Consider the following 26,501-nt stretch of genomic DNA (forward strand, 5'->3'; position numbering starts at 1 on the left):
GTCACTTTCTCCTTCTATCGCGTCGTTTCCTCTTGGTCAGGTCTTTTTCCTGATTGGTCGCGTCATTCTGCCGTTTTATCACGTCGTTTTTCCCTTGAGTCAGGTCATTTTCTCCTTCTGTCGCGTCGTTTCCTCTTGGTCAGGTCATTCTCCTATTTGGTCACGTCATTCTGCCGTTTTATCACGTCGTTTTTCCCTTGAGTCAGGTCACTCTCTCCTTCTATCGCGTCGTTTCCTCTTTGTCAGGTCATTCTCCTGATTGGTCACGTCATTCTGCCGTTTTATCACGTCGTTTTTCCCTTGAGTCAGGTCATTTTCTCCTTCTGTCGCGTCGTTTCCTCTTGGTCAGGTCATTTTCCTGATTGGTCACGTCGTTTTGCCGTTTTATCACGTCGTTTTTCCCTTGAGTCAGGTCATTTTCTCCTTCTGTCGCGTCGTTTCCTCTTGGTCAGGTCATTTTCCTGATTGGTCACGTCATTCTGCCGTTTTATCGCGTCGTTTTTCCCTTGAGTCAGGTCATTTTCTCCTTCTGTCGCGTCGCCCACCAACTAAGTATTACCTTTCTTTATAATCACGCCTAACTTACTACCGACCCAAATACAAAAATACCACAGCAATAAGCTGTGGTATTTATTATCAAAGATCTATTCAACTGTAGCATAAATCAATTCTGGTGCTTTTACCTCTTCGTTACTAACAGTGATGCTTTCATAAAGAGTCTTTCTTACATCTTCTACATTTTCTTCATTACTATGAATCGTAACTAGTGATTCTCCCTGTTTTACACTATCGCCAATTTTCTTATTTAGCACAAGACCAACAGCAAGATCGATTTCTGATTCTTTTGTTGCTCTTCCTGCACCTAATAGCATTGCAGCTGTACCAACTGAGTCAGCAATTATTTCAGAAACATAACCATCAGATTTTGCTTCTAGTTCAAATTGATATGCTGCTTGCGGCAACTTTTCAGGTTGATCTACAACTGATCCATCTCCACCTTGTGCCTCTAAAAATGTTTTTAATGTTGTTAAAGCTTTACCGTTTTCCATGACTTCAACTAACATCTTTCGGGCTTCTTCAAGAGAGTTGGCTTTTTCAGCTAAATAAACCATATAACTTCCTAAAGTTAAGCAAAGTTCTTCTAAATCTTTCGGTCCTTTACCACTTAAAGTATCAATCGCCTCTTTGACTTCTAGTGCATTTCCAATTGCATATCCTAGTGGTTGACTCATATCTGAAATAACTGCCATTGTTTTACGACCAACGAGGTTCCCGATATCAACCATAGCTTTTGCTAAGTCTTTAGATTCATCTAAATCTTTCATAAAAGCACCGGCACCTGTTTTTACATCTAATACTATTGCATCTGCACCTGCTGCAATTTTTTTACTCATGATGGAGCTTGCGATAAGTGGAATACTATTTACTGTTGCCGTTACATCTCGTAATGCATATAAGCTTTTGTCTGCAGGGGTTAGGTTTCCACTTTGTCCAATTACTGCTATTTTGTTTTGATTTACCAATTCAATAAATTGTTTGTTCTCAATTTCCACATGAAAGCCAGGAACAGATTCAAGCTTGTCAATTGTTCCACCAGTATGACCTAGTCCTCTTCCGGACATTTTTGCCACTGGAACGCCAACCGCTGCCACTAATGGACCCAATACAAGTGTTGTTGTATCACCAACACCACCGGTACTGTGTTTATCAACTTTTATTCCTTGAATTTCACTTAAATCAATGGTGTCACCCGATTGGACCATTGCCATTGTAAGTTCAGCACGTTCATTATCTGTCATTCCTTGAAAATAAATAGCCATTGTAAAAGCACTCATTTGATAATCAGGGATGTCACCTGTTGTATAGCCTTTGATAATGTGTTGAATTTCTTCTTTTGTTAATTCTTTTCCATCACGTTTTTTTTCAATCAAGTCAACCATTCTCATAAGTCTCTCACCTTTTTTCATTAGAAATTTATTTTTTCTACAATGCTTTTTACAAGGTTTAAAAAGTTTGCTCTTACTTTTTCAGTTGTTTCTATTACTTCATCATGTGATAATGGCTGATCTAAAATACCAGCTGCCATATTTGAAATACAAGAGATCCCTAATACTTTTAATCCAGTATGTCTGGCAACGATTACTTCTGGAACTGTAGACATCCCGACTGCGTCTCCACCAAGTATACGAAGGGCACGAACTTCTGCAGGAGTTTCATATGATGGGCCAGTGTTTCCAACGTATACCCCTTCTTGAAGCTTAATATGTAATTCATTAGCAATTCCTCTTGCTAACTCTCTAAGTTGTTTATCATAGCTTTCAGACATGTCAGGGAAACGAGGCCCCATATCAGAATCATTTGGTCCAATTAACGGGTTTGTCCCCATGTTATTAATATGATCGCTAATCAACATAAGATCTCCGGCTTGGAAGTTTTCATTCACTCCGCCAGCTGCATTTGTCACAATTAATGTCTGAACTCCTAATTCCTTCATAACTCTTACAGGAGCTGTTACTTTATCCAGGCTGTATCCTTCATAGAAATGAAAACGCCCTTGCATAGCAACAACATTTTTCCCTTTTAAACTTCCAAAAACAAGTTGACCAGCATGTCCTTCAACCGTTGAAACAGGAAAATTAGGGATTTCATTGTATGGTATTTTTACAGGATTCTCTATTTCGTCCGCTAATACACCTAAACCTGATCCCAAGATTAGTCCTATTGTCGGTTGCTCACTATATTTTGATGTTAAGTAATTTGCTGCTTCTTTAATTAGTTTACTATTCATTTTATACCCTCCTATTCCAACTCTGAAAGAAAGCTTTTTCCATGAGCTGGCATTTTCACATTAAAATTATCGGCAATTGTTGCTCCTACATCTGCAAATGTTTCTCTTACTGGAAGCTCTTTTCCTTCTTTCATTTTTGGGCTATATATTAATAAAGGAACATATTCCCTTGTATGATCGGTTCCGTGGTGAATAGGATCATTCCCATGGTCTGCAGTTATAATCAATAAATCATTTTCTGTTAATTTTTCTAGTACTTCTGTAAGTCTATTATCGTATTCTTCAAGTGCTTGACCATAGCCTACAGGATCGCGTCTATGACCGAAAAGGGCATCAAAATCAACAAGGTTTAAAAAGCTTAATCCTGTAAAATTCATATTAATTGTATCTTTTAATTTATCCATACCATCCATATTTGACTTTGTTCGAAGAGATTGCGTTATTCCTTCCCCGTCATATATATCAGCGATTTTACCTATAGAAATCACATCATATCCACTGTCCTTAAGCTCATTCATAACGGTACGCTCAAAAGGTTTCAGTGCATAATCATGACGGTTAGCCGTTCGTGCAAATTCACCTGGCTTTCCGAGGAATGGACGCGCGATAATTCGACCAACCATATATTTGTCATTCATCGTCATTTGACGTGCTAGCTCACATATATTGTACAATTCCTCTAGCGGAACAACTTCTTCATGTGCAGCAATCTGTAATACAGAGTCAGCAGATGTGTAGACAATTAATGAACCCGTTTTCATATGTTCTTCTCCAAGTTCATCTAGGATTTCAGTTCCAGAGGCAGGTTTGTTTCCAATGATCTTACGCCCTGTTTTCTCTTCTAGTTCTTGAATCAAATCATCTGGAAATCCATCCGGAAACACTTGGAATGGTTGTTCTATTTTGAGGCCCATAATTTCCCAATGTCCAGTCATCGTATCTTTACCATTTGAGGCTTCCTGCATTTTTGTATAGTAAGCTAGTGGTTGATGTTGCACTGGAATCCCCTTTATTTCTCGAATGTTGCTTAATCCCAGTTTTGCCGTATTAGGTATTTTTAGACCACCCATATGCTCAGCTATATGTCCGAGTGTATCAGCACCAACGTCATTAAATTCTTTTGCATCAGGTGCTTCTCCAATCCCTACCGAATCTAAGACAATTAAAAATACTCGTTTATATGTATAATTTGACATTGATATCCTCCTTTACATTACCTTATTTTACTTTTCCATTTATCATGACATTCCATTCTCGGGAACAACTTGTCAGAAGTCTGACAACCGAACCTTCCCTTCCATTATAAGCTTTAACAAACAGGATTGACAACTACTCTACTAATCTAATCCGAGAAAAAACAAAAATAAAAGCACCTCCTTTATGGATGGTGCTTCTTAAGCACGAGGATGAAATTGTTTATAAACATCTTTTAACCTTGTTTTGGTCACATGTGTGTAAATTTGCGTTGTTGATATATCAGCGTGTCCAAGCATTTCTTGGACAGCTCTTAAATCTGCTCCATTTTCAAGAAGATGTGTTGCGAACGAATGTCGTAAAGTATGAGGAGTTAATTCATTTTGAATATTGGCTTCAAGCGCAATTTTCTTTAAGTTTTTCCAAAAACCTTGCCTAGAAATTCTTTTGCCATGGTGATTAACAAATAATGCGTCAGTTGGCTGTTTAGCGCTTATTAATTTTGATCGGGCTTTTTCTATATATTCCATCAGAGCTTCTGTCGCTGTCCGGCCGATCGGTACAATTCGCTCTTTATTTCCCTTTCCGTAGCACCTAATAAAGCCCATTGTCAGATGCACGTCAGCTAGATTTAAGTTTATCATTTCACTTACCCGAATTCCTGTTGCATATAAAAGTTCAAGCATCGCTTTGTCTCGATAGCCAAATGGATTTGTTAATTTTGGGGTATCAAGAAGCTTTTCAACCTCTTTTAATGAAAGAATCTTCGGAAGATTTCTCTCTAACTGAGGAGATTCTATCATTACCGATGGATCTTGGTCTGCTTGCTTTTCTCTGAGCAAGAATTGGTGGAAGTTTCTAATAGATGCAGTGTGTCTGGCAATTGTTTTACTTGACTTTCCTGTTTCCTTTAACTCTTTTAAGAACTCAATAATATGAAAGCGGGTTACTTGATTAAAGGAAGTAATATGTTGTTTCTCTAATAAGTGCTTTTGATAGCTATTTAAATCTCGTTCATATGAAACAATTGTATTGTTTGATAAACCTCTTTCTACAATTAAGTAGTGGATAAAATCTTTAATTTGATCTTTCAAATATCTCTACTCCCCATTATCAATAAAGAACATTAGCCTATTATACCAGCTTTCTTCTTCATTATTTACCATGTTTGTTACCTTTAAAGCCGCACCTTCTGGTTGATCATAGCGATGCATTTCTTGGTACTCTAAGTTCACCCAAATAATAGCATAATAGAATAAAATCGTAAATCCAGTAAACAGGATAAATACCTTTATCATATCCCCAACCGTTTTCATCCAGCGAATCATGGGAACCTCCCAATAAATATATTTTTCACACGTTCAATTTCGTCGCTATTTATTTTGTGTGATTATTAGAAGATATGCCAAAAAGGACAAACTTTATACATACAATTTCACTTTAAATCGGCCACTCATTTTTACTAAGGGTGGCTGAGGATTTTCAGAGGATAACATACCTATAGTTTTTCAGTAAAAATAAAAAGCCTAACTATAATAAGTTAGACTAGTTGGTTATTCTTGATTTTCTTCTTTTGAGTCATTTTCATCTTTTTCTTGACATTTTACACAAATGCCATGAAAAGTTAGACGATGATCTTTTATTTTAAACTTCCAGTCGCGCTCGACAATTTCTTCAACATCTTCTAAAAGATCTTCCTCAATTTCTGCAACAGACCCACATTCAATACAAACTAGATGATGATGAAAATGAGCCGCTCCTTCTTTGCGAAGATCATACCTGGAAACACCGTCTCCAAAATTTATTTTATCAACAACTTTTAATTCCGTTAACAATTCCAATGTTCGATATACAGTTGCTAGTCCAATTTCGGGCGCTTTTTCTTTTACTAAAAGATATACATCTTCTGCACTTAAATGATCTTCTTCATTCTCGAGCAACACCCGAACTGTTGCCTCACGTTGTGGCGTAAGTTTATAGCTAGCAGTATGTAACTGCTTTTTAATCCGATCAATGCGGTTTTCCATAACACTTTTCCTCCCTCGCCGCGTTCCCAAAACCATTATATATCATTGGCAAGGAAAGTGTCCAACTAAAATCATTTTAATGTAATAAAAATAATGTCTATTATATAATAATAATTATTATTTACTGACAAATTCCACTACATTTTTCATTAAAAACGGAGAAGCATATGCTTCAAAGCTTGATGCAACGACTGCTAGAATGCCTATAAACAAAAAAACAGATACATATCTCATAAATAAAGAAAACGGAGCTTCCATTGAGTTTGTTTTCTTCATAAATAGCTGTTTGATCATTTTTAATGTAAACGATATGGCTACAGAGCACATGATAATAAAAGCAGGGATTAATAAAATATTTTGTGGCAACACTGTAACAAATGAGAGCAAGAACCCCTTTAATCCTAGCTGATTCACTAAAAATCCTACCGTAAACCCTACAACCATACCTTTAATAAAGAGCATAACTAATATAACTGGCAGGCCGATAATGGAAATTCCCAGTATCCACATCAACCCTAAATATTTTAAATTGTGAAAAAAGCTTTGCTGAAACATGTCAGCTGAACTCGCCACTTTTCCTTCTGCTACTTGTCCAAAAAATCGATTTAAATAATAATACAGGTCCTCTTTTTGACTCAAGTTCATACTGTTTACAATAATGGCACCAAATATAACTCCCATTAAAAATAAAACAAAAACAAACAAATATATTGAAGAATGCTCTTTAAGATGCTGTTTAATCGTTGCACTAATCGGCAGTTGTCTTTGCATGTAAAAATTCCTCCCGTTTTTCACTTACTAGAGTATATGAGAGGAACCTGTTTCTATGACTTAAAAATGGTTTTCTTTTCTAGTTTACTAGTATATACTACTAAAAAATATTACATATAAAGGATGTGTCAAGAATGAATCCTATTTTACTAGATTTCCCTACCGAATTCACAACGAAACGTTTACTACTTCGAGCTCCAAAAGCTGGTGATGGAAAAGCAGTAAATGAGGCAATTATTGCATCTCTTCCTGAATTAAAACAATGGATGCCCTTTGCGCAAAAAGAACCAACGCTTGAAGAAACAGAACAAAATATCCGAGAAGCTGTTGCTCAATTTATTTTAAGAGAAGATCTAAGAATTCTCATATTTGACCGCCAATCAGGCCAATTTATTGGCAGTACTGGACTTCATCGAATGAATTGGAAGGTTAGAAGCTTTGAAATTGGATACTGGATTGATACTAGATACAGTGGTCAAGGTTATATAACCGAAGCAGTTGAGGGCTTATTAATTTCGCTACTAGCGAACTAAAGGCTAGAAGAATAGAGATTAGGTGTGACACCAGAAATGAACGTAGCCGAAAAATCCCTAATAAACTTGGATTTACTTTGGAGGGAACTTTTCGTTCAGATGATATGTCAGTTGACGGTAAAAATGTTAGAGATACATTTATTTTTGCTAAAACATTTGAACAAACTATCTGATGAAGGGGGCATCCCCCCTACATTCCTGTTATTTTCCCGTACGTTCCTCCCCCACCTGAATCGACCTTTAATCGACCTTCTCTTGCAGCAACAATATATTCCGCTATTTTTTCCGAAACAACCTTTTGGAACGCTGTCTCGGGTACTTCGTGTAAAATATTCATTTCTGTTCCAAACAAATCCTTCAGCTTTTCTAGTGTTTTAGGTCCAAGCCTGGAATAAATTGAAGCGGCACTTGATGTATATAAGGTGGACGGGGATTGTTATTTTTGAGTCCGTTAGATAACTCTTTTAATCGTTTAGAAACCCCTTTTGTAAATCTCTCGCTTCCGCAGCTTTCACAAATTATTGCACCATTTTCAGGCTTTTGTCCACACTTTTCACATGTTGTTTCATAGTACTTTCCTAAATATGGATTCAGCCCATAATTAGCCAAGATACTTCGACCATTTTCATTTCGCAAGGCTTTCTTTAATTCTAAAAAGTTAGGATCATTTAACGATAACTTTTGATATTCACGGCCAATTTTCGGTAATGAATGGGCATCCGAATTTGTTAAAAAAGCAAAACGATGTAACTCAGCTATTTGATCGGCCATTATTGTATCAGAGCTTAACCCTAACTCTACTGCATCAATCTGATCTGGGTTGAAAACTTCCGTTAATGAGTGAGATACGCCACTACCATATAAGCTTTTATGCGGTGTGAAGATATGTGCAGGTATAAATAATCCATCCAGCTCTTTTACAACTGATTGTAATGTTTTTCCGCTTTCATATATTCTTTGTGAACTTAATGTGTTATTTGTTACTCTTTTGGAAAGCCAGATTGAGAATTCTTTCATTTTTTGAAGTGTTGGAAAATAGACTAAAACATGAATTGGCCCTTTACAGCTTTCATCATAAATTTCTAGCTCACATCCAAGAATTAGTGTTGTTTGCTGAAATCGTATGCCACCACCTTCTAGCTCTACACAACTCCCATCTTCAAGAAGTTTCTCAAGAGTTAAAATGATTTCCGGCACATGACAATCAATGATTCCTACAATATCAATCCCTTTGTGTTCACTTGCTTCAATTAAAATGTTTTCCAGTGTAAGTGACCTTGAAGCAGTAATTTTCACTGGCTTTCCTGAATTTGTTTGTCCTATATGAATATGTAAGTCAGCAAAATAACTGTTCATCAATGCTAACATCCTCTAGTTTTTAATGGTTATTTACTTGAATTTTGCATAGCTTGTTTTAATTGCAAATACTGAACAGCATAGGCCGTTTTCGCATCGTAGATTCGTTTATTTGCAATCATTTGTTCAGCTTCCTCTAGTGTTACCTCCATCACCTCAACAAATTCATCCTCATCTAATTCTGCTGCCTCTGAAAGCTTTTCAAGATTTTCCGCAAGAAATAAATGAACAAGTTCATCTGCAAAACCAGGAGATGTATAAAAAGAAATTAGTGGCTCTAAATGAGTACAAGTGTACCCTGTTTCTTCTTCAAGTTCTCTTCGTGCTGTTGTTTCAGGTTCTTCCCCTTTTTCTAGTTTTCCAGCTGGGATTTCCACTAAATTACGTTCTAACGGCTTGCGAAATTGCTCTACCATAACAATTTTGTTTTCCGGAGTAATCGCTAAAACTGCTACAAGCCCCTGGATGCTTAACAATTTCTCTTGTACTTGTCTTTCCATTTGGAAGTTCAACTTGTTCTACATATAAATCAATAATTCTTCCTTTAAAAATCTCTTTAGATGATAATGTTTTTTCGTTCAAATTCATCGTTACTTCAGCTCCTGTTCTATAAGCTTTTTTATCCTCATACATTCTATCATATCTTAACTGGAAGGGAATGGATTGCCGGGTGAAAATCTATCGACATGATCAAGGAATCACTCTTGTAGGTAAGGCTTGGGAAATCAGAGCAAAATTAAAAGAATATGGAAGTATTTACTCAACGGTGAATGAATGGGTTCAAAACGAAAGGCACAATAAAAAGAAAAGAAATCGTCGTGGCATCTTTACTAATAACACTTTTAACTAAGGATGACAGGCAGTGTATTTCAGTTGATTTTCACCAGGCTTTGTACTAATCTCAATGATATGACTTGATATTATACTGGAGTGATTATGTTTGCGAAAAAGACAACTCGGTAAATCTGATTTATTTGTGAGTGAAGTTGGCCTTGGTTGTATGTCACTAGGTACAGAGGAAAAACATGCCCTTTCACTTGTTGATAGGGCGATTAACTTGGGAATTAATTATTTAGACACAGCTGATTTATATGATGCAGGTGTTAACGAGGAGCTTGTTGGCAAAGCGATTAAACATCGACGCAACGAAATAATCTTAGCCACAAAAGTCGGAAACAAGTGGAAAGAAGATAAAACAGGCTGGACATGGGATCCATCTAAGGCATATATAAAAACTGCTGTCAAAGACAGTTTAAGACGTCTACAGACAGATTATATTGACCTTTATCAGTTACATGGAGGCACAATTGAAGATCATATTGATGAGACGATTGAAGCTTTCGAAGAATTAAAGCAAGAAGGTGTCATCCGATATTATGGTATTTCCTCTATTCGCCCTAATGTGATTAAGGAATATCTGAGCAAATCGAACATTGTGTCAATTATGATGCAATACAGCTTATTGGATCGTCGTCCAGAAGAATGGTTTTCTACCATAAAAGAGCATAATGTAAGTGTCATTGCCCGCGGTCCGCTTGCAAAAGGACTTCTTACAAAAAAACCTTTAGGAGAAAAATCAACATCTAAAGGCTACTTAACTTATTCAGAGGCTGAGCTAAAAAATGTATTACCTATGTTAGAACAAGTAGACTCTAACCATACTATGACTGAACTAGCTTTACAATATTGTCTACATCAAGATGTAGTTGGTACTGTGATACCAGGTGCTAGCAAGTTAGAGCAATTAATTGAAAATGCTGAAGCAGGATCTGCAGGAAGACTATCACAGCAAACCTATGAAGACCTTCAAACACTCACAAAATTTGATAAATATGAACAGCATCGTTAAAAGTAAAAAGCGGAGTTACCCCCCGCTTTTTACTTTTTTATTTGAACTCTTTCCATGATAGTGAGCTTTCATTAAAAAGCTCTTCAAAACTTTTATTTTTCTCCCTTTGCTTTCTCTCCTCAATCCGTTTACGCTCAAGAGCCGCCTCTTTTTCTTCATGCTCTTTTGTTAAATCCTTTTTTACGGCCTTTAATTGTTCTAAAAGATCATTATTTAAATGATCTGATAAAGATACAGCTGGATCATCCTTTTTCTTTTTGTTTGATTTCTTCATCTAAGTTGCCTCCTCTTACACTCAATCTAGTAAAATTATAGCAAATTTATCACAGTTTTAACTACTTGTACCTTTTGTTTTAATAAGCCAATAATTAGAAATAAACAATCTAAAACCTAAACCAACGAATATGAAATGGGATTAAATAGAGTAACCGTATAAATTGCTGACATATCAGACATTTTAATGAAAGAAAGGAGAGATGTAATATGACAAAACAACGTGGACAAAAAGGCAAACCAAATTCTGACACAACTAATAATAAGATGGCAGCAGAAGAAATGGAAAAGGCTATTCATCCAACAAAAAGACAAAACTCACCGCAATAATTACTGAAGACAGGCATAATGCTTGTCTTCTTTTATTTCATAACAGATTATTGGTGAACACCTTCTTTTCATGTAAAATAAAAGGTATGTTCATTTAGGAGGCTTTTCATGAAAAAAATATTTGCGACTATCCTAATTATCCTTTCGTATGTTTTAATTGTTGGCTTTTTCTTTACGAATAAGATGATGTACATCAAAAAGAAGAAAGATGAAGACATCATTAACAGGGAAACAAAATATGGTTTTTATCATCAAAAAGATTTTGACTCTCTTGATAAAAGAGATTTCTCTATTACTTCTCAATTCGGTTATCAAATTAAGGGAGCTCTTTATGAACCACATCATACTAATCGGTACATTATTATTTGTCATGGTGTAACAGTTAATCGGCTAAATTCAGTTAAATATATGAATTTGTTTATTCAAAAGAACTGGAATGTATTAATTTACGATCATCGACGCCATGGTGAAAGTGGAGGTAAAACCACAAGCTATGGTCACTATGAAAAATTTGACCTTCAGACTGTTGTTAACTGGCTAAAAAATGAGGTTGGTGAATCACTTATTTTAGGTATACATGGCGAATCTATGGGAGCAGTTACTACTTTACTTTATGGTGGAATGGTTGAGGATGGAGCTGACTTTTACATAGCCGATTGTCCGTTTTCTGAACTGGAAGCTCAACTTCTTTATCGCCTTAAAGTCGAATTTAATATTCCTGGTTTTTTGGTTATGCCAATTGCTAAACCATTCGTTAAGCTTCGTGACCGGTATTCACTTAAAGATGTTTCCCCACTTAGCATAATAAATAATATCCATCATCCTGTCCTATTTATTCATAGTAAGGATGATGATTACATACCTGTTGATATGACGAAGCAGCTATATGATAAGAAAAAAGGCTATAGAAAGCTCTATATTGCTGAAAAGGGATCCCACGCAATGTCATATGCTGAAAATCGAGAGAAATATTCCGAAGTAATTGATGAGTTTTTTGAGGATATTGGTGTAGTCTCTAATGTGCAGCTAGGCCCTACTGGTAATTCTATTTAAGGTGATACATTATTTATAGGCCTAATCACAACTTAACATGTAGGTGTGGATCAGGTCTATAAATATCACTAATCTTCCTTCTACTTCCCACTCTAATAATTATCCACACTCTTATCTTTTTTACTTCTTGCAATAGAATAGTTTATCAGGAACTTCTAATATGCTAATATAATAAAAGTATTTAGTTAGAATAGTATTAGAAGGAGTTTGGTTTATGACAATAATTGAAAATATCATTAATGGAACAAATACATTGTTATGGTCATATGTATTAATCATTATGTTAATTGGCGCAGGAATTTACTTTACTGTCCGAACAAAATTCGTTCAATTTCGAATGATAGGTGAAATGGTTCGCTTATTAGGTGAAGGTGCAACCGCAAATAAGAAGGGTGTTTCATCTTTTCAGGCATTTTGTATTAGTACTGCCTCACGTGTTGGTACTGGTAACCTAGCTGGTGTTGCCATCGCCATTACAACAGGAGGACCAGGAGCTGTTTTTTGGATGTGGCTGATTGCCTTAATTGGCTCTGCATCTGCATTTGTTGAAAGCACACTTGCTCAAATTTATAAAATAAAAGATGGCGACACATTCCGTGGTGGTCCGGCCTATTACATGGAAAAAGCACTAAATGCTCGTTGGATGGGTGTTACCTTCGCTGTATTGATAACGCTAACTTTCGGCTTAGCTTTTAACTCTGTTCAGGCAAACACAATTACAAGTGCTTTCCACTCCTCTTTTGGAATTAACAAGGTTTTAATTGCTATTATTTTATCTATTATCACAGCGATTATTATCTTTGGTGGAATTAAAAGAATTGCAAAGGTATCTGAAATTATTGTACCAATTATGGCAGGAGCTTATATTCTCGTTGCACTATTTATTATGCTAACAAATATCACCGAAATCCCAAGTGTTTTTATTTTAATATTCGAAAGCGCCTTTGGTCTTAAAGAGGCTGCAGGTGGTGCTTTAGGTGCTGCAATGATGAATGGAATCAAACGAGGACTGTTTTCAAACGAAGCAGGGATGGGGAGCTCACCTAATGCTGCTGCTACCGCGGATGTCAGTCACCCTGTTAAACAAGGTTTAATTCAAGCACTTGGGGTGTTTGTTGATACGATTATTATTTGTAGTTCAACAGCATTTATCATCTTGTTATCAGGTCTTTATACCTCACAAGAATCAGATGGTATTATCCTAACACAACAAGCACTAGAAACATCTATAGGTTCATGGGCTGGAATTTTCCTTGCGTTTATCGTTCTTATGTTCGCATTCAGTTCTATTGTTGGAAATTACTATTACGGAGAATCCAATATTGAATTTATTAATCAAAAAAAGGTCTATCTTATTATTTATCGTATAGCTGTTGTATTTATGGTTGCTTTTGGATCATTAGCTTCCTTAAACTTCGTGTGGAGTTTAGCCGATATGTTTATGGGTCTAATGGCAATTATTAATTTAATCGCCATTTCGATACTTGGCAAAATCGCATTTTCTGCACTTAACGACTATACAAAACAAAAAGCAAACGGAATAGATCCAGTCTTTGATAAAACCTCTATTAAAGGTTTAAAAAATGTTGAAGCATGGGAAAAGCCTTTAGAAAAATCGTAAAGCAGTTATAAAAAAACCTTTTTACTATAGTCATTGATTTGACTTGTAAAGAGGTTTTTTTAGTGGTAAAACAATGTTCGACATGGGAACCTTTGAAAGCCCAGGTTATAAGGGCATTTGTACAATATAAAAACCAATCCAAAAGGATTGGTTTCCATTATTCTTGCCTAGCTAGCCTAAGACGTCTGAAATATTCTTCATGTTTTCTTCAATCCATTGAAGCGCTTCGTCTATCGTAGGAAATTCCTGTGCCTCAAAAGACATCTCGTCTTGCAGAAGCCAAACGTCCTTCGTGTCTTCATGAGATCCACCAATTGACCAGTGAAGAAGACTATATGGATGGTTTTCATTTAAAAAGGATACCCATGTTTTATTTAAAGCTACATTTTTGATGGAAGTTAATCGATCCTTCATCTATACTCCTCACTTTACAACTAAACTCATACGTGGATTTAATATTTGTGAGGGACTTTTTAACATGAAGCTTTTAGCTGACTCGTTATAAGAAATCGTTAGCTGATCATCTAAAAAGACCATTTTCGTTCTTTCTACTACTAAAGGCACATAATTTGTCTCTATATTCACATCATCATGATCTTGTTCTTCAACAAGCCACAATGCTGTTACACCGCTCATGACGCAGCCACAACCTTCAGTATCGTATTTTATTTTTAACAACCGCTCATTATTTTCAGCTAATTTTGGTTCTAGTTGTTGTATAGCTTCATCTGTAAAAGTCACCTGCATGATAAATCTCCTTTTTAAAATCCATTTTATATAAGCTACATTTTATCACAGGCTGTATATTCTTGCATAAATTTACTCTTAGAGGATCGTTTTTGTAAAAAGAGGATGAGTACTATAACTACTCATCCTCTTACTTTTGTTTCAAATCTACAATTGTTTGAATCGGCAGCTGCTGACGATCACCGGTTTTCTCATTTATAATACGCAAAGTATGCTGAATGGGATCAATATAATGTACATAACCTGTGCACGTATGAAGAAAATGATCCTTATAATAGGTAAACACAAGTTCTGTGTGCTCTTCCATTGCCTGACAAATGGTTTCATTCAATTGTTCAAGTTGCTGTTCATCAAGTTCCGGTTTCTCCTGATAGGTATCTTCTTCCGACCAGTCTCGTAAAAGCTTAACATGTTCAGGGAGCATCATAGATGTCCATTTTATATTTCCTCTATCCCGTATCATGTCTCGTCACCACCTTCAAAACAATTTAACTAGTGAAAAGCTTTCGGATAGCCTAATTGAGCTAATGTATGAGCAATCTCTTGATATCCGAGATTATTTGGATGGATATGATCTCTAGATAAAAGATCATCTTGTCGGTCTTTAAACACCGAGTAAATATCTGCAACTCGAATTGTTTTTCCATTATCAAAGCTGTTTAAATGACGATTAAAAAAACGAACCCATTTATCTGCAAGTGCAATTTCCGGCAATGGATTATAAAGATTCAGCAAATAAATGATAAAAGGAACACCACAATCCTTTTTTAATTCATGAATGGTTTCCATTATTTTCACCATATTGTTATGACACTCTTTTACAGATTGAGCTAGGTCTGTTGTATCACGGGATTCCACAAATTCTTTGCTTGCTTGAATTAAATCGTTTCCTCCAGCTGAGATGGTAATAATGTTGGCATGTTCGATTTTCCGATGCAGCTCTGGACTCTCTACAATTTGTAAAACACCGCCTGTTTCTATACCAGATTTTGCGTAAATACCAGCACATACGTGGGCATTTAGCTTTTCCTCACTTAATCTTACATAACGTCCAACAAATCCAGGTGCTAGAAATGATGCTCCTACTCCAACTGTCAAGGAATCTCCTAAAGCTATATATGTTAAACAGGACTGATTTGTTTCCACATGATATCCTCCTAAAAAAGCAAATAAAGTCCTTATACTTTATTCCTAATCAGAAGGATCGTAGCTTTTCCAAATTGAAATAGGCTTTACGCTTTATGGCCACCAACAAGCGTGGCACGTTGCTTGGCTGTGCCAGCAGGCGTATAGGATACAGCCCGTAAAATGGCATCAGAACCATATTTATGACGGATCGAGTCCATCACATATCCTAAAGTGCGTTGTTTTGTACGATTTGGTCGAAATAAATCAAGCTGCATTTCACAGTCATCTTCAATATTCGAGAGGGCGATTGAAATTTTCCGTACGGTTTTATTCTCGTAAAATTTCTCAAAAAGCTGAAGACATGTTTCATAAATATCCATTGTAATATTTGTTGGTTCCTCAATTGTTTTAGAGCGATAAAACCCGCCACCAAATTCATCACTGCTATACCCAATTCCAAGGCTAATTGTACGACCAACCTTTTGATGCTGACGGGCTCTGCGGGCCACTTCCTCACTTATCTCTAACATCACATGCTTGACTTCTTCCGGGTCAGGGTAATCGCGAAGCAGCATTTGGCTTTTCCCAAAACTAATTTGCCCTTGCATAATCGGTGCCCCAACTTCTGATAAATCAACACCCCATGCATGATAATAGAGCTGATTCCCCATTACCCCAAATTTCTTTTCCAAAAGCTCAAGAGGATAGTTAGCAAGCTGTCCAATATTAAAAATCCCCATTCGATTTAATGTTTTTTGCACTCTTGAGCCAATTCCCCACATATCACTTAGCGGTTCGATTTTCCATAGTTTTTCCTTTACATCATCATATGACCATTCAGCAACACCGGTCTTTTTCGCTTCAGTATCTAAGCATACTTTTGCTAAAAGCATATTTGGTCCAATTCCAATGGCACTTGGAAGGGAAAATTCTCGTTCCATGTCATCACGGATTTTATGGGCAATTGCTAAGGCATCTCCCCAAATATGCTCCACCCCGTCTACTTTAATAAAGCTTTCATCAACACTATAAGTGTGGATCGCATCTTTTGGTACATAACGATGAAAAAGCCTTGTCAGCTCTGTTGAAATACGGACATATGTCGCCATCTTCGGATTCACAATTGTAATCCGGGGATCTTTTGGTACTTCAAACAGTCTGGAACCTGTTTTAATTCCAAATTCCTTTTTTAATCGGGGGAAGCAGCCAAGACGATACTCCCTTGCCGCTCCGTATCACCTACAACAGCCAAATAACAGGTTAATGGGTCCAACCCAAGCAACACGGCGGCACAACTTGCATAAAAGCTTTTCATATCAATACAAAGAATCTTTTGTTTTGGCAGCTGATCGTAGTTTTCAATCATAGCCGTTTCCTCCAAACGGAATATATGTTCGTATAAAGTATATTCTATATATTAAGCGAATATACGTTCGATTTCAATGGTAGTTTTCACCATGAAACATGATCGACAAATACTCAAAAAGATGTATACTACCTTTAAAGAGGTGAAATATGGAAGAAAAGATACTTTTAAAAATGCTTCGGAAAAGCTTTTTACAATACGGAAGAAATCTTAATGAAGATCCATTATCAAGTGAGGATTCAGCTTATTTACTCAAAAAGATAGCCGCGGATAAAAACGATGATACAGAATGGTATGAGGTTATAGAGGATGCTGTCTATAGCTATGTAACAAATCAAGAATAAAAGAGCCTTGTGAGTCAAAAAGACATCACAAGGCTACTATTCACAAACAAGAATTTGTCTCGTAAAACTTCCCTTTTTCGCAACACCACGATCAACAATTTCAAACCCTGCCTTTTCTATTAAATAATCAATAGTTTCAATTGTCACAACAACAACTTTCCTAGCGAAGCTACGGGCACTTCGGAGCATGTCAAGCTGCTTATCTGGGTCTAGAACTGAGCAGAGATTATAGGGCATATCAATAATAGCTACATCGTAAAAACCAGTCACATCAAGAATGTCCTTTAAACTAACCTCCCCTTTTAAACCAAAATAAGCAATATTTTCTCGGGCAATCGGACATACAAGTGGATTATTGTCACTCCCAACAATGTTAATCCCCATTGATAACGCTTCTACTAAAACTGTACCGGACCCGCAACAAGGATCAATTGCTTTAATATTATCTACCTCAGGGACAGCAATATTAACAACAGCTCTCGCGACCCTTGTGCTTAAAGCCGTTGAATAATTTTTAGGTTTATTTTGATGTAAAAACCAAATCGATTCACTTTTGATATATTGGCCAAATACCCAGCTATCTTGACACTTCATAATAGCAAACATTAAATTAGGGTGAACTAAATCAACTTTACCTATTATTTGTTGCCCAATTTCACGTTCGATTTTACGCCTTTCATCAAAACTTACTTTTGTATAACCAGCCAAATCAGCATGTTCAATGAAAAGAACTTTAAACGTGGCACCTTCTATACTCAATCCCTTTAATTGCTGAGCAATCTCCGCTAGAGAATCCGCTCTATACAAAACATCAATTCTTTCGTTAATAAACGGACTGCGGCTCGGATCGATTTTTACAGTACTCTCTATTAAACTAGAATCAGTATCAAACCCAAAAAGTGAGCGCATCTCAAGCCGGCATAGTGAAAGCTCATCTTCATGACAAGTAAATGTATAGATAAATTTATTATGTTGTTGAGCCAAGCATGTTCCACCTTTACACATAGAATATTAGTTTGAATCAGTTGGTGTTCCCTGATGAAAATACATTTGCCAGTGACCTTTTTTATATTTCCAAATCGAACTCCGTAAGGTCTTTTGTTTTCTTGTTGCATCGTTTATTTTATAAGTAGTCAAAACAACATCTGTTGACAAGGGATGCAAAGTAAAATCATACAGTTCCATATCACGGACAGTCAAGCCCCCATCATTAAGACAATCTACTTTTGTCCAAATGTTCCCTGAACTTCCAAATTCAAAAAAGTCATCTGCAAGCAGCTTGTTTAATTCAATAGGAGATGTTCGAATAGCAGGATTCAACAGCTGCTCTTCTAGATTATAGATTTGATCTCGTAAAATATTGTTAGCTTCAATAGTAGCTAGCTTCTTCTGTGACTCTTGCCATTCTGGAGCGAGCATACTCATCTCCCATAAACTCCAATAATGATTACCCATCTTTCGGCAATCTCTAAGCAACCCTTCCTTTTTAAAGCCTACCTTTTGATAACACGCAATGGCTGAAGTATTAAAGTCAAAAACACCTAAACTAACACGGTGTAAGTTTAACTGTTCAAAAGCCATTTTCACTATTTCAGTCATCATCAGATAGCCAATTCCTTTACCTCGAACACTTTGATCCCCAATCAACACTTTTCCAATTCTTGCTGATTTATGCTCATGATCAATATTCGCTAGAGATATATGACCAATAACTTGTCCAGTTTTTTGAAGAACAACACTATAAACATAAGTATCGGACATATCCGTATTTGCTTTTTCTATATATTGCTCAATTTGTTCTTTAGTTAAAGGAAAAGTAAAAGCAGGTCCCGCCCATTGAAGCAAAAACTCAGGTGTAGTAATCCAACTAATTAATTTTTGGATATGATCATGCTTAAAATACTGTAACTTTATCATAAAAAGACCCCTATATACTATTTTGTATTAAATGTAAAACGAAAGTGAAGTTTAGGCAATAAAAAAGACATAATGCTGTTAACACTATGTCTAAAACCTTATTTCTTAAAAAATGCTTTTCCTGCTAGTTTTTCAAAAAGTCTCGGCATTACCTGGTAAAGGGTGCTTCCCGCATTCATCCAAGGCGGTAAATTAATTTCCCGCCTTGGAGTCAGCATAGAAGCCACAATAATGCGAGCAACCTTATTTGGATCGAGCATCCAACGTTCAACATTTTTCACATAGTCTCCTTGTTTATCAGCAATTGTGAAAAAGTTTGTTTTAATCGGTCCAGGATTTACAGAGGTAACAAAAATCCCATGCTGCTTAACTTCCATTCTTAAACTGTTTGTAAAACCTAAAACGGCATGTTTACTAGCAGAGTATAAACTTGATTTTGGTGTTGCAATTTTCCCTGCCTGTGAAGCAATATTGATAATATGTCCCTTTCTTCTTTTCATCATAGCTGGCAGCACCATCTTTGTGCTGGCAACTAGACCAAAGACATTCACTTCAAACATGCTTTTCATTTCATCTAATGAAGAATGAAGAACTTCATTAAAAATACCAAATCCAGCATTATTAACAAGAATATCAACGAAACCCACATCGCGTTCAATCGTTGAAAAAACAGTTTGAATTGATTGAAGATCTTGAACATCCAATGAATAATAGTGACATGAAACACCATAATCCAGTTTAATACGCTCAGAAAGCTTTGCCAAAACTTCTTCTCTTCTAGCAAGCAAAACAAGATGAGCACCATTTTTCGCACATTCGATTGCAATCTTTTCACCAATTCCACTAGAAGCACCGGTAATAGCCACATAGCACCCCTGTATACGAGAATTCATCTGATCACCTCTATTTCTCTACAGCATAATAAAGAGCTGGAGTGTTTGTTTCATCAATTTTAATTTGACCGTTGTCCTCAAGGTAGTCAAGCTGTCCAACTGTCTCTGACATAGTAAGCATAAGTTGCTTGTGATATATAGTAGGAAAAAGTGCTTTACACACTTCAAATGCGGTTAGATGCTTTTTCTGTAGGAACCCTTTAACAAGCTCCGCCCTTTCAGCTTGCTTTTTTAAACGATAGGCAATAAGCTCATGAGCATGCTCAATATTTTCCCCATGTCCTGGATAAACAATAGATAGAGACAAATCAAGCAATTTAGAAATTGAGTTGTTTAGCTGCAGCTGAGGCTTTGGTCTTCCGATAGCTCCCTCAATCATTGGTGGTTCTAGTAAAGGGTTTGGAGAGATATCCTTTAATAATAAATCTCCCCCAACTAGTATACCTGTCTTTTCCTCATATAACACGATGTGACTCTGGGCATGACCCGGGGTTTCCATAACCAGCCATCCGGGAAGTCCAGCAATCTCCATTCCTTCTACCAGCTCATGATGTAACTTTCGATTACACGAATATTCTAGGGTGTCGTTCAATTTTTGTATAGAAGGCAAGAAATTTTCATTTAATCCAAAGATGAGAAAAAGTTGTTCAAAATACCGTGCTTGTGCCTGCAGAAACCCTTCATCTTTTTTTAACCACGGCTTGTTAAAGGGGTGGCCAAATACGGGAATGTTATGGTCAAAATAATCAAGCATACCAACATGATCTGGATGATGATGTGTAACGATGATTTGTTCAATGTCATCTGGAGTATAACCATATTCCTTTAATTGATGTTGAAAGGAAAGCCACGCTTCTTCTGTTTTAGGTCCAGCATCCACAAGTGTTAAACGCTCTCCTTTGATTAAATAAACATTTACATCCCCCACCGGAAACGGTGTAGGTAAAATGATTTTCAAAATTTGCTTAGCCTGTGTTGTCTGGTTCATTTACTCATCCCCATTATTATTTTTATATAAGTTCGGTTAATCAAAAAGCAGAAAACATTATGAAGCAAATTATGTATCTTTAATAGGTTTTCTTTAATCCAAACAAATTATCTACCACTATTGTACCCTGCAAAAACCAACTTGTCATTATATTCAAATAATTCAACCATCTAATGATATAAAGAAAACTTGACAACAGCTTATCTAACGCTGCATAATGAATAAAAATTTATGTCTTTGTATAGTTGTAATAGTTTTAATATACATAGCGTTGATTAGGAATAGTAGATAAAAAGGCGCATAAAGAGAGTGGAGTCCATGGCTGAAAGGCACCATTGCCAACCTATTATTGAACCTGCCCTATGAGCTGTTAGGTAAACCTAACCGTATGTCTGCGATAAAGATTATAAGCTGGGAATGCATAGACATTCCAAAAAAGGTGGTACCGCGGGGTCATTCCGTCCTTATTATAGGACAGAATGACTTTTTTATTTACTGAATGAAAGGTTCGGTTAAACTGGCAGTCTAGCAGGAATTGAGCTTATTTAAGATCACATAAAAGGAGAGAAATTATGGAAAGAATCGGATTTATAGGAGCTGGCTCAATGGCTGAGGCCATGGTTGCAGGACTTATAAAAGGAAACGTGTTTCAAGCGGAGCAAATCATTGTGTCCAATCGTTCTAATTCAGATCGACTAGATGAATTAGCGGCAAAGTACGGCATAAAAACGACTCATGATAAAGAACAATTAGTAAAAGATGCTTCCATTATCGTACTAGCAATGAAACCTAAAGATGTAAAAGCTGCTCTTGACGGTGTGCAGACTTTAATCAAAGATCATCTGATTGTGTCTGTTTTAGCTGGGATTTCTATACAAACAATTATGGCTATTCTTGGAAAGAAAGTTTCTATCGTTAGGGCAATGCCCAATACATCAGCAGCTATCAGAAAATCAGCCACTGCCATTGCAGGAAGTGATTCTGTAACAATGAAGCAAATGAAAAAATGTGTATCTCTTTTTGAAGCAATTGGAATTTGTAAGATTGTTGAGGAGAATCAATTGGATGCTGTTACTGGGTTATCTGGAAGTGGTCCTGCCTATATTTATTATTTAGTAGAATCAATGGAAAAAGCTGCTGTTGAAGTAGGGTTAGATCCTTTTGTTGCCAGGGATTTAATTGTTCAAACCTTACTAGGGGCATCTGAAATGATTGCTGTCTCGGAAAAACATCCATCTCAGCTAAGGAAGGAAGTTACAAGTCCGAACGGCACTACAGAGGCAGGAATATCCATTTTAAAGGAAAAACAGGTACAGGAAGCGATCATATCATGTATCAGACGGGCAACAGAACGTTCAGAGGAATTAAAAGCAATGTTCTCTGAAGAGTTGGTCACTAATAAAAAGTAAAGATAACAGGGATTTCATGTGATGTGAAGTCCCTGTTTTTGATTATAAAGACAGACATCTAATCCCCTCTCACCTCATCATTTGGAGTGAATTATAAATTTTTGCACAAAATAATGAAAACAAAGTTTAAGAGGTGATACAGATGTCTAATTTCCTTGAAGGCACGATTGATTTTATCAAAACAAATCTAAATAATACAACACAACGACCACTACATATTGGTGAAGCAATGACTTTGTGGACTTACTCCATTTTACTTGATGAAGCAAATGCTTTTTGCTACATAGGAAAAAATACATCAGATGACCAAGATATACAAAAGATGTTAAAAGACAGTATTAAAAACTGTGCTGAACAATCAAACGATGTTAAACAGCTTATGATAAAAGAAGGTGTACCCATACCAAACGCAACTCCCCCAAAGCCAAACTCTGACACATTGGGCGTTCCTTATGGAACAAAGATGTCTGATGAAGAAATAGCAAATGGGTTAATTGCAAAAGAGATTGCAGCCATTAATTTATGTAATGGGACATTAACACAAGCTATCCGCAATGATGTGGGAGCTATGTTTTTGAAATTTTATAATGAAAAAGTGAATTCTTTATTTATTGTTAAAACAACCATGCTTGAAAGAGGCTGGTTAAAAGTTCCTCCATCTTTTGCAGTGACCGGACACCCTAATTCTTCTGAAGGAAATAAGTAATTATCCTGCAACAAAAACCTTTACCTCTTTAGAAAAGTTCTACAAGGGTAAAGGTTTTTCAGGTCTTACAGGACAAAACAAACAAGTAGGATCATCACATTTCTCTTCTTTCCAATCATTACAGAAAGCACAAAAGTATGTGTCAAAATCATCGTAATAAATAATATGAGACCCGCATTTCGAACAAATTTGGTCTTTATCAATAAATCCTTCTAGTTTAATATCTTTAATTAAAACAACGCCATCTCTTTCGGTAACCTTCACCTTTTCACCCCAAGAATTTAATTTTCCCCTGTCATTTTTTCTTATAATCATCCACACATTTTTTACAAATACACGAATCTTTTAATAAAGCAGATGTTAGTAGTTCTTTTGGAAATGATTCAGTCATGCACCAACATGTTTCTGGTTCTTTAGAAACTGTACATTGATTATCATTTTGGCATAAGGGACACTTCTTCATATTTACACCTTCCATAAAAGTTACTTCTATACATGTTTCATTTTAGCACTAAATCCACTTCTAGAATATTTTACTTCGCATCAAAAAATGTTGAAATTAAATACTATGAATGGAGGTGGGAAAGTGTTTAACCGCAATGTTATGGGTTTATTACTTAAAAGTACAATACTATCAAGCTTATTCAGTTTTGTTGTCATTACCCTTACTGTTTATCATCATTTTAAAATAAAGAATTTGCTACAGAAGCTTGGGAATAGATCAGTATAAGCAATTTTCAATTAGCCACTAACAAAATTAAGTGGCTATTTTTACCTTTAAACTACATAAAAACTAACAAGCAGAAAACATGCCTATTTTTTATTAGATTGTTATAATTTTTCCGTAAACATAATTTACATAATGGAGGAGAAACAATGAAAACGAAGCTTTTTCAACCTTATCAAATAAAGGATGTAACGATAAAAAACCGTATTGTTATGTCACCAATGTGTATGTATTCCTCAACAGGTAAACAAGGATTTGTTGAAGACTTTCATATGACCCATTATATTAGTCGTGCAGTAGGTCAAGTAGGGTTAATTATGATTGAAGCAACCGCTGTTACTCCACAAGGTCGAATATCTTCTCAAGACCTAGGAATTTGGAGTGATGATCATCTTCCCCAACTAAAAAAACTAGTATCAGGTATAAAAGAATATGGCTCAACAACTGCGATACAGCTTGCCCATGCTGGTCGTAAAGCAACGGTTGATGGCGAAATATTTGCTCCATCAGCTATTCCATTTGATGGTCATTCTAAAACACCGGCAGCAATGACAAAAGAAGATATTGCATCTACCATTCAAGCATTTCAAGATGGAGCGAAACGTGCAAAAGAAGCAGGTTTTGACATTATAGAAATTCATGGGGCACATGGATATTTAATTAACGAGTTTCTATCCCCATTATCAAATAAACGTGAGGATGAATACGGTGGAACACCAGAAAATCGCTACCGTTTATTAAGTGAAGTGATTGATTCTGTAAAAGAAGTTTGGGATGGTCCACTATTTGTCCGTATATCTGCTTCTGATTATCACAATGAAGGTTTAGATGTTTCAGATTACGTTGAATTTGCTAAGAAAATGAAGGAACAAGGTGTTGACTTAATCGATGTAAGCTCAGGAGCGGTTGTAACAGCCAAAATCAACGTGTTTCCAGGCTACCAAGTCCGTTTTGCTGAAAAAATTAAAGAAGAGGCAAAGATAGCAACTGGCGCTGTCGGGCTTATCACAACCGGATTGCAAGCGGAAGAAATTTTACAAAACAATCGAGCTGATCTTATCTTTATCGCGAGAGAGCTGCTAAGAGATCCTTACTTCCCAAGAACAGCAGCAGCACAGCTTAAAGAAACACTTGATTCTCCAAAACAGTATGACCGAGGCTGGTAAGACGAAAAGGAGAGATGGCTTAAAATCCTTCTCTCCCTTACTCGTTTCAACTATTCTTAGGTATTTCAATTTGCATAAAATCTGTTGCTATAAACGTTAAAGGAAAGGTATCCTTTGCCTCCTGAAGGAGTAAATCGTGCTGCTCTGTTGTTTGGTACCGAGAGCTAATGTGTGTAAGAATTAACTTTTTCACATTAGATTTTGATGCAATTGTAGCTGCATCCATTGTTGTTGAATGAAAATAATCATATGCAAGCTGCTGATCTTCCTTAGAAAATGTTGCTTCATGAATAAGCAAATCAGATTCTTCCGCAAGTTTTATACTTTTCTCAGTGTAGCGGGTGTCACCTAATATCGTCACAACTCTTCCCTTTTGTTTTGGCCCAATAAAATCGTCTCCATTAATAGCTGAGCCGTTTGGTAACTGAATGTCTCCACCCTTTTTAATTTTTTGATAAATCGGTCCAGGAGGTATACCATGGTTTTTAAGTTTTTCAACAAGTAAGGGACCTGGTAAATCTTTTTCAATTACTCGATATCCATATGAGTCAATTCCATGCTCCAATTTTTCAGCAATAACCTGAAAAGATTGATCCTCAAAAATAAGACCATTTTCAATTTCTACAAATTTTATTTCATAAGTTAAATGTGTATGGCTAACAGAAAGGGATATTTTTACAAACTCTTTAATTCCTTTAGGTCCGTAAATCGTTAAAGGGGTTTCTCCACCTTGAAATGACCTTGAACTAATTAACCCTGGTAAGCCGTAAATATGATCACCATGCATATGTGTAATAAAGATTTTCTCAATCTTTCTAGGCTTAATAGAAGTATGTAAGATTTGATGCTGCGTCGCTTCACCACAATCAAATAACCATACTGCATTTCTCTCCTCTAATAACTGGAGGTATACTCGAAACATTCCGAGCTTTAGCAGGAATTCCGGCTCCTGTGCCGAGAAACATAATATTCAATATAATGCCTCCTCCTTTACATATCAAGCATACATGAAAGAGAATGATTATGACAATATAGGTTTTTGACTATGATATTTGTTGATAGATTGGCACTCTTTCGCAATAAATGTTTACCTTTATCCTTGTTTTTTCACACCTTCATGAATAAAAATTCAATCAACCTCTTGACCAATCCATTAATTATTGTCTAAAATAGACTGAATTATACAAAGATTTCTACAAAATAGATGCATATCAGACGATATTTTTCTGATAATCGTTTATAATAGTTTATGATGAAAGTCTTTTTAGAGCTATTATGTTTGATTTACTGTAAGATAACCTTTAAAATTAAGTAT

At 36.1% G+C, this 26,501-nt stretch carries 26 protein-coding genes, 7 pseudogenes and 1 other annotated feature; of the genes and pseudogenes, 10 read left to right on the forward strand and 23 right to left on the reverse strand.

Annotated elements, in window-relative coordinates:
- Positions 1-644 precede the first annotated feature (644 nt).
- The 7 genes from MVE64_RS04545 to spoIIM form a co-directional block, all read right to left on the reverse strand.
- The gene (locus MVE64_RS04545) at positions 645-1,946 is read right to left on the reverse strand and encodes a pyrimidine-nucleoside phosphorylase (RefSeq protein ID WP_247344167.1); all 1,302 of its coding nucleotides are present in this window, start codon (positions 1,944-1,946) and stop codon (positions 645-647) included.
- Positions 1,947-1,966: 20 nt separating this feature from the next.
- The gene (locus MVE64_RS04550) at positions 1,967-2,788 is read right to left on the reverse strand and encodes a purine-nucleoside phosphorylase (protein WP_247344170.1); all 822 of its coding nucleotides are present in this window, start codon (positions 2,786-2,788) and stop codon (positions 1,967-1,969) included.
- Positions 2,789-2,799: 11 nt separating this feature from the next.
- Positions 2,800-3,984, reverse strand: coding sequence for a phosphopentomutase (gene deoB / locus MVE64_RS04555; RefSeq protein ID WP_247344171.1), 1,185 nt, complete (start codon positions 3,982-3,984; stop codon positions 2,800-2,802).
- 198 nt (positions 3,985-4,182) lie between these two features.
- Positions 4,183-5,076 (reverse strand): site-specific tyrosine recombinase XerD, encoded by an 894-nt coding sequence (xerD, locus tag MVE64_RS04560; protein WP_247344173.1) that lies wholly within the window; start codon positions 5,074-5,076, stop codon positions 4,183-4,185.
- A 6-nt stretch (positions 5,077-5,082) separates the two neighbouring features.
- Entirely contained in the window at positions 5,083-5,310 is a 228-nt protein-coding gene (locus tag MVE64_RS04565) for a YqzK family protein (protein WP_098797190.1), read from the reverse strand.
- A 225-nt stretch (positions 5,311-5,535) separates the two neighbouring features.
- Complete coding sequence (gene fur, locus MVE64_RS04570) at positions 5,536-6,009, reverse strand: ferric iron uptake transcriptional regulator (protein WP_247344176.1); 474 nt, start codon at positions 6,007-6,009, stop codon at positions 5,536-5,538.
- Positions 6,010-6,126: 117 nt separating this feature from the next.
- Positions 6,127-6,780, reverse strand: coding sequence for a stage II sporulation protein M (gene spoIIM / locus MVE64_RS04575; protein ID WP_098797188.1), 654 nt, complete (start codon positions 6,778-6,780; stop codon positions 6,127-6,129).
- 134 nt (positions 6,781-6,914) lie between these two features.
- Here spoIIM and MVE64_RS04580 point away from each other — a divergent pair.
- A pseudogene (locus MVE64_RS04580) lies at positions 6,915-7,486 on the forward strand (GNAT family N-acetyltransferase).
- A gap of 17 nt (positions 7,487-7,503) precedes the next feature.
- Here the strand turns inward: MVE64_RS04580 and MVE64_RS04585 are convergent.
- Positions 7,504-8,669 (reverse strand): annotated as a pseudogene (locus MVE64_RS04585) (TIGR00375 family protein).
- A 29-nt stretch (positions 8,670-8,698) separates the two neighbouring features.
- A pseudogene (locus MVE64_RS04590) lies at positions 8,699-9,257 on the reverse strand (NUDIX hydrolase).
- Positions 9,258-9,339: 82 nt separating this feature from the next.
- Here MVE64_RS04590 and mciZ point away from each other — a divergent pair.
- Both mciZ and MVE64_RS04600 read left to right on the forward strand, forming a co-directional pair.
- Positions 9,340-9,450 (forward strand): annotated as a pseudogene (mciZ, locus tag MVE64_RS04595) (Z-ring formation inhibitor MciZ); the annotation flags it as partial.
- A 159-nt stretch (positions 9,451-9,609) separates the two neighbouring features.
- Positions 9,610-10,518 carry an aldo/keto reductase gene (locus MVE64_RS04600; protein ID WP_247344178.1) on the forward strand — a complete coding sequence of 303 codons (909 nt, stop codon included), beginning with the start codon at positions 9,610-9,612 and terminating at the stop codon, positions 10,516-10,518.
- A 37-nt stretch (positions 10,519-10,555) separates the two neighbouring features.
- Here the strand turns inward: MVE64_RS04600 and MVE64_RS04605 are convergent, their stop codons facing one another.
- Positions 10,556-10,792, reverse strand: coding sequence for a YqkE family protein (locus tag MVE64_RS04605; RefSeq protein ID WP_247344181.1), 237 nt, complete (start codon positions 10,790-10,792; stop codon positions 10,556-10,558).
- 437 nt (positions 10,793-11,229) lie between these two features.
- Between MVE64_RS04605 and MVE64_RS04610 the strand changes: the two genes are divergently transcribed.
- Positions 11,230-12,174, forward strand: coding sequence for an alpha/beta hydrolase (locus tag MVE64_RS04610; RefSeq protein ID WP_247344182.1), 945 nt, complete (start codon positions 11,230-11,232; stop codon positions 12,172-12,174).
- Positions 12,175-12,388: 214 nt separating this feature from the next.
- Positions 12,389-13,795, forward strand: coding sequence for an alanine/glycine:cation symporter family protein (locus tag MVE64_RS04615; RefSeq protein WP_247344185.1), 1,407 nt, complete (start codon positions 12,389-12,391; stop codon positions 13,793-13,795).
- Positions 13,796-13,966: 171 nt separating this feature from the next.
- On the opposite strand, the gene MVE64_RS04620 is transcribed toward MVE64_RS04615, so the two are convergent.
- The 5 genes and pseudogenes from MVE64_RS04620 to MVE64_RS04640 all read right to left on the reverse strand — a co-directional run bounded on the left by MVE64_RS04620 (position 13,967) and on the right by MVE64_RS04640 (position 17,036).
- On the reverse strand, positions 13,967-14,209 hold the full coding sequence (locus tag MVE64_RS04620; RefSeq protein ID WP_231307845.1) for a DUF2552 family protein: 243 nt from the start codon (positions 14,207-14,209) through the stop codon (positions 13,967-13,969).
- A 9-nt stretch (positions 14,210-14,218) separates the two neighbouring features.
- Positions 14,219-14,542, reverse strand: a complete 324-nt coding sequence (locus tag MVE64_RS04625) for an iron-sulfur cluster biosynthesis family protein (RefSeq protein WP_247344187.1) — start codon at positions 14,540-14,542, stop codon at positions 14,219-14,221.
- 130 nt (positions 14,543-14,672) lie between these two features.
- Positions 14,673-15,005, reverse strand: a complete 333-nt coding sequence (locus tag MVE64_RS04630) for a YolD-like family protein (RefSeq protein WP_247344190.1) — start codon at positions 15,003-15,005, stop codon at positions 14,673-14,675.
- 29 nt (positions 15,006-15,034) lie between these two features.
- Positions 15,035-15,688 (reverse strand): GDSL-type esterase/lipase family protein, encoded by a 654-nt coding sequence (locus MVE64_RS04635; protein WP_247344192.1) that lies wholly within the window; start codon positions 15,686-15,688, stop codon positions 15,035-15,037.
- Positions 15,689-15,774: 86 nt separating this feature from the next.
- A pseudogene (locus MVE64_RS04640) lies at positions 15,775-17,036 on the reverse strand (Y-family DNA polymerase).
- 149 nt (positions 17,037-17,185) lie between these two features.
- Here MVE64_RS04640 and MVE64_RS04645 point away from each other — a divergent pair.
- A complete protein-coding gene (locus MVE64_RS04645) occupies positions 17,186-17,380 on the forward strand; it encodes a YqzH family protein (RefSeq protein WP_098797176.1) in 195 nt (64 codons plus the stop codon).
- Between the two features lie 36 nt (positions 17,381-17,416).
- On the opposite strand, the gene MVE64_RS04650 is transcribed toward MVE64_RS04645, so the two are convergent.
- The 5 genes and pseudogenes from MVE64_RS04650 to MVE64_RS04670 form a co-directional block, all read right to left on the reverse strand.
- Positions 17,417-18,364, reverse strand: coding sequence for a TRM11 family SAM-dependent methyltransferase (locus tag MVE64_RS04650; RefSeq protein WP_247344195.1), 948 nt, complete (start codon positions 18,362-18,364; stop codon positions 17,417-17,419).
- A 27-nt stretch (positions 18,365-18,391) separates the two neighbouring features.
- Positions 18,392-18,754, reverse strand: a complete 363-nt coding sequence (locus MVE64_RS04655; protein WP_281730492.1) for a nuclear transport factor 2 family protein — start codon at positions 18,752-18,754, stop codon at positions 18,392-18,394.
- Between the two features lie 12 nt (positions 18,755-18,766).
- Positions 18,767-19,297: pseudogene (locus MVE64_RS04660) on the reverse strand (GNAT family N-acetyltransferase); the annotation flags it as partial.
- A gap of 98 nt (positions 19,298-19,395) precedes the next feature.
- Positions 19,396-20,190 (reverse strand): SDR family NAD(P)-dependent oxidoreductase, encoded by a 795-nt coding sequence (locus MVE64_RS04665; RefSeq protein WP_247344197.1) that lies wholly within the window; start codon positions 20,188-20,190, stop codon positions 19,396-19,398.
- 10 nt (positions 20,191-20,200) lie between these two features.
- Entirely contained in the window at positions 20,201-21,178 is a 978-nt protein-coding gene (locus MVE64_RS04670; RefSeq protein ID WP_247344200.1) for an MBL fold metallo-hydrolase, read from the reverse strand.
- Positions 21,179-21,440: 262 nt separating this feature from the next.
- Positions 21,441-21,647: a binding site (T-box leader), on the forward strand.
- A 103-nt stretch (positions 21,648-21,750) separates the two neighbouring features.
- Between MVE64_RS04670 and proC the strand changes: the two genes are divergently transcribed.
- Together proC and MVE64_RS04680 are read left to right on the forward strand one after the other, a co-directional pair.
- On the forward strand, positions 21,751-22,587 hold the full coding sequence (gene proC, locus MVE64_RS04675) for a pyrroline-5-carboxylate reductase (protein WP_247344203.1): 837 nt from the start codon (positions 21,751-21,753) through the stop codon (positions 22,585-22,587).
- Between the two features lie 142 nt (positions 22,588-22,729).
- The gene (locus MVE64_RS04680; RefSeq protein WP_247344205.1) at positions 22,730-23,293 is read left to right on the forward strand and encodes a DUF3231 family protein; all 564 of its coding nucleotides are present in this window, start codon (positions 22,730-22,732) and stop codon (positions 23,291-23,293) included.
- Positions 23,294-23,332: 39 nt separating this feature from the next.
- Here the strand turns inward: MVE64_RS04680 and MVE64_RS04685 are convergent, their stop codons facing one another.
- A complete protein-coding gene (locus MVE64_RS04685) occupies positions 23,333-23,557 on the reverse strand; it encodes a hypothetical protein (RefSeq protein ID WP_247344207.1) in 225 nt (74 codons plus the stop codon).
- A gap of 31 nt (positions 23,558-23,588) precedes the next feature.
- Complete coding sequence (locus MVE64_RS04690) at positions 23,589-23,771, reverse strand: cysteine-rich CWC family protein (RefSeq protein ID WP_345740768.1); 183 nt, start codon at positions 23,769-23,771, stop codon at positions 23,589-23,591.
- Positions 23,772-23,879: 108 nt separating this feature from the next.
- Between MVE64_RS04690 and MVE64_RS04695 the strand changes: the two genes are divergently transcribed.
- The gene (locus MVE64_RS04695; protein WP_247344212.1) at positions 23,880-24,023 is read left to right on the forward strand and encodes a hypothetical protein; all 144 of its coding nucleotides are present in this window, start codon (positions 23,880-23,882) and stop codon (positions 24,021-24,023) included.
- A 146-nt stretch (positions 24,024-24,169) separates the two neighbouring features.
- Positions 24,170-25,186 carry an NADPH dehydrogenase NamA gene (gene namA / locus MVE64_RS04700; RefSeq protein ID WP_247344215.1) on the forward strand — a complete coding sequence of 339 codons (1,017 nt, stop codon included), beginning with the start codon at positions 24,170-24,172 and terminating at the stop codon, positions 25,184-25,186.
- Between the two features lie 46 nt (positions 25,187-25,232).
- Here the strand turns inward: namA and rnz are convergent.
- Positions 25,233-26,160: pseudogene (gene rnz / locus MVE64_RS04705) on the reverse strand (ribonuclease Z).
- Positions 26,161-26,501 lie beyond the last annotated feature (341 nt).

Source organism: Metabacillus endolithicus (assembly GCF_023078335.1).
GTDB lineage: Bacteria > Bacillota > Bacilli > Bacillales > Bacillaceae > Metabacillus > Metabacillus endolithicus.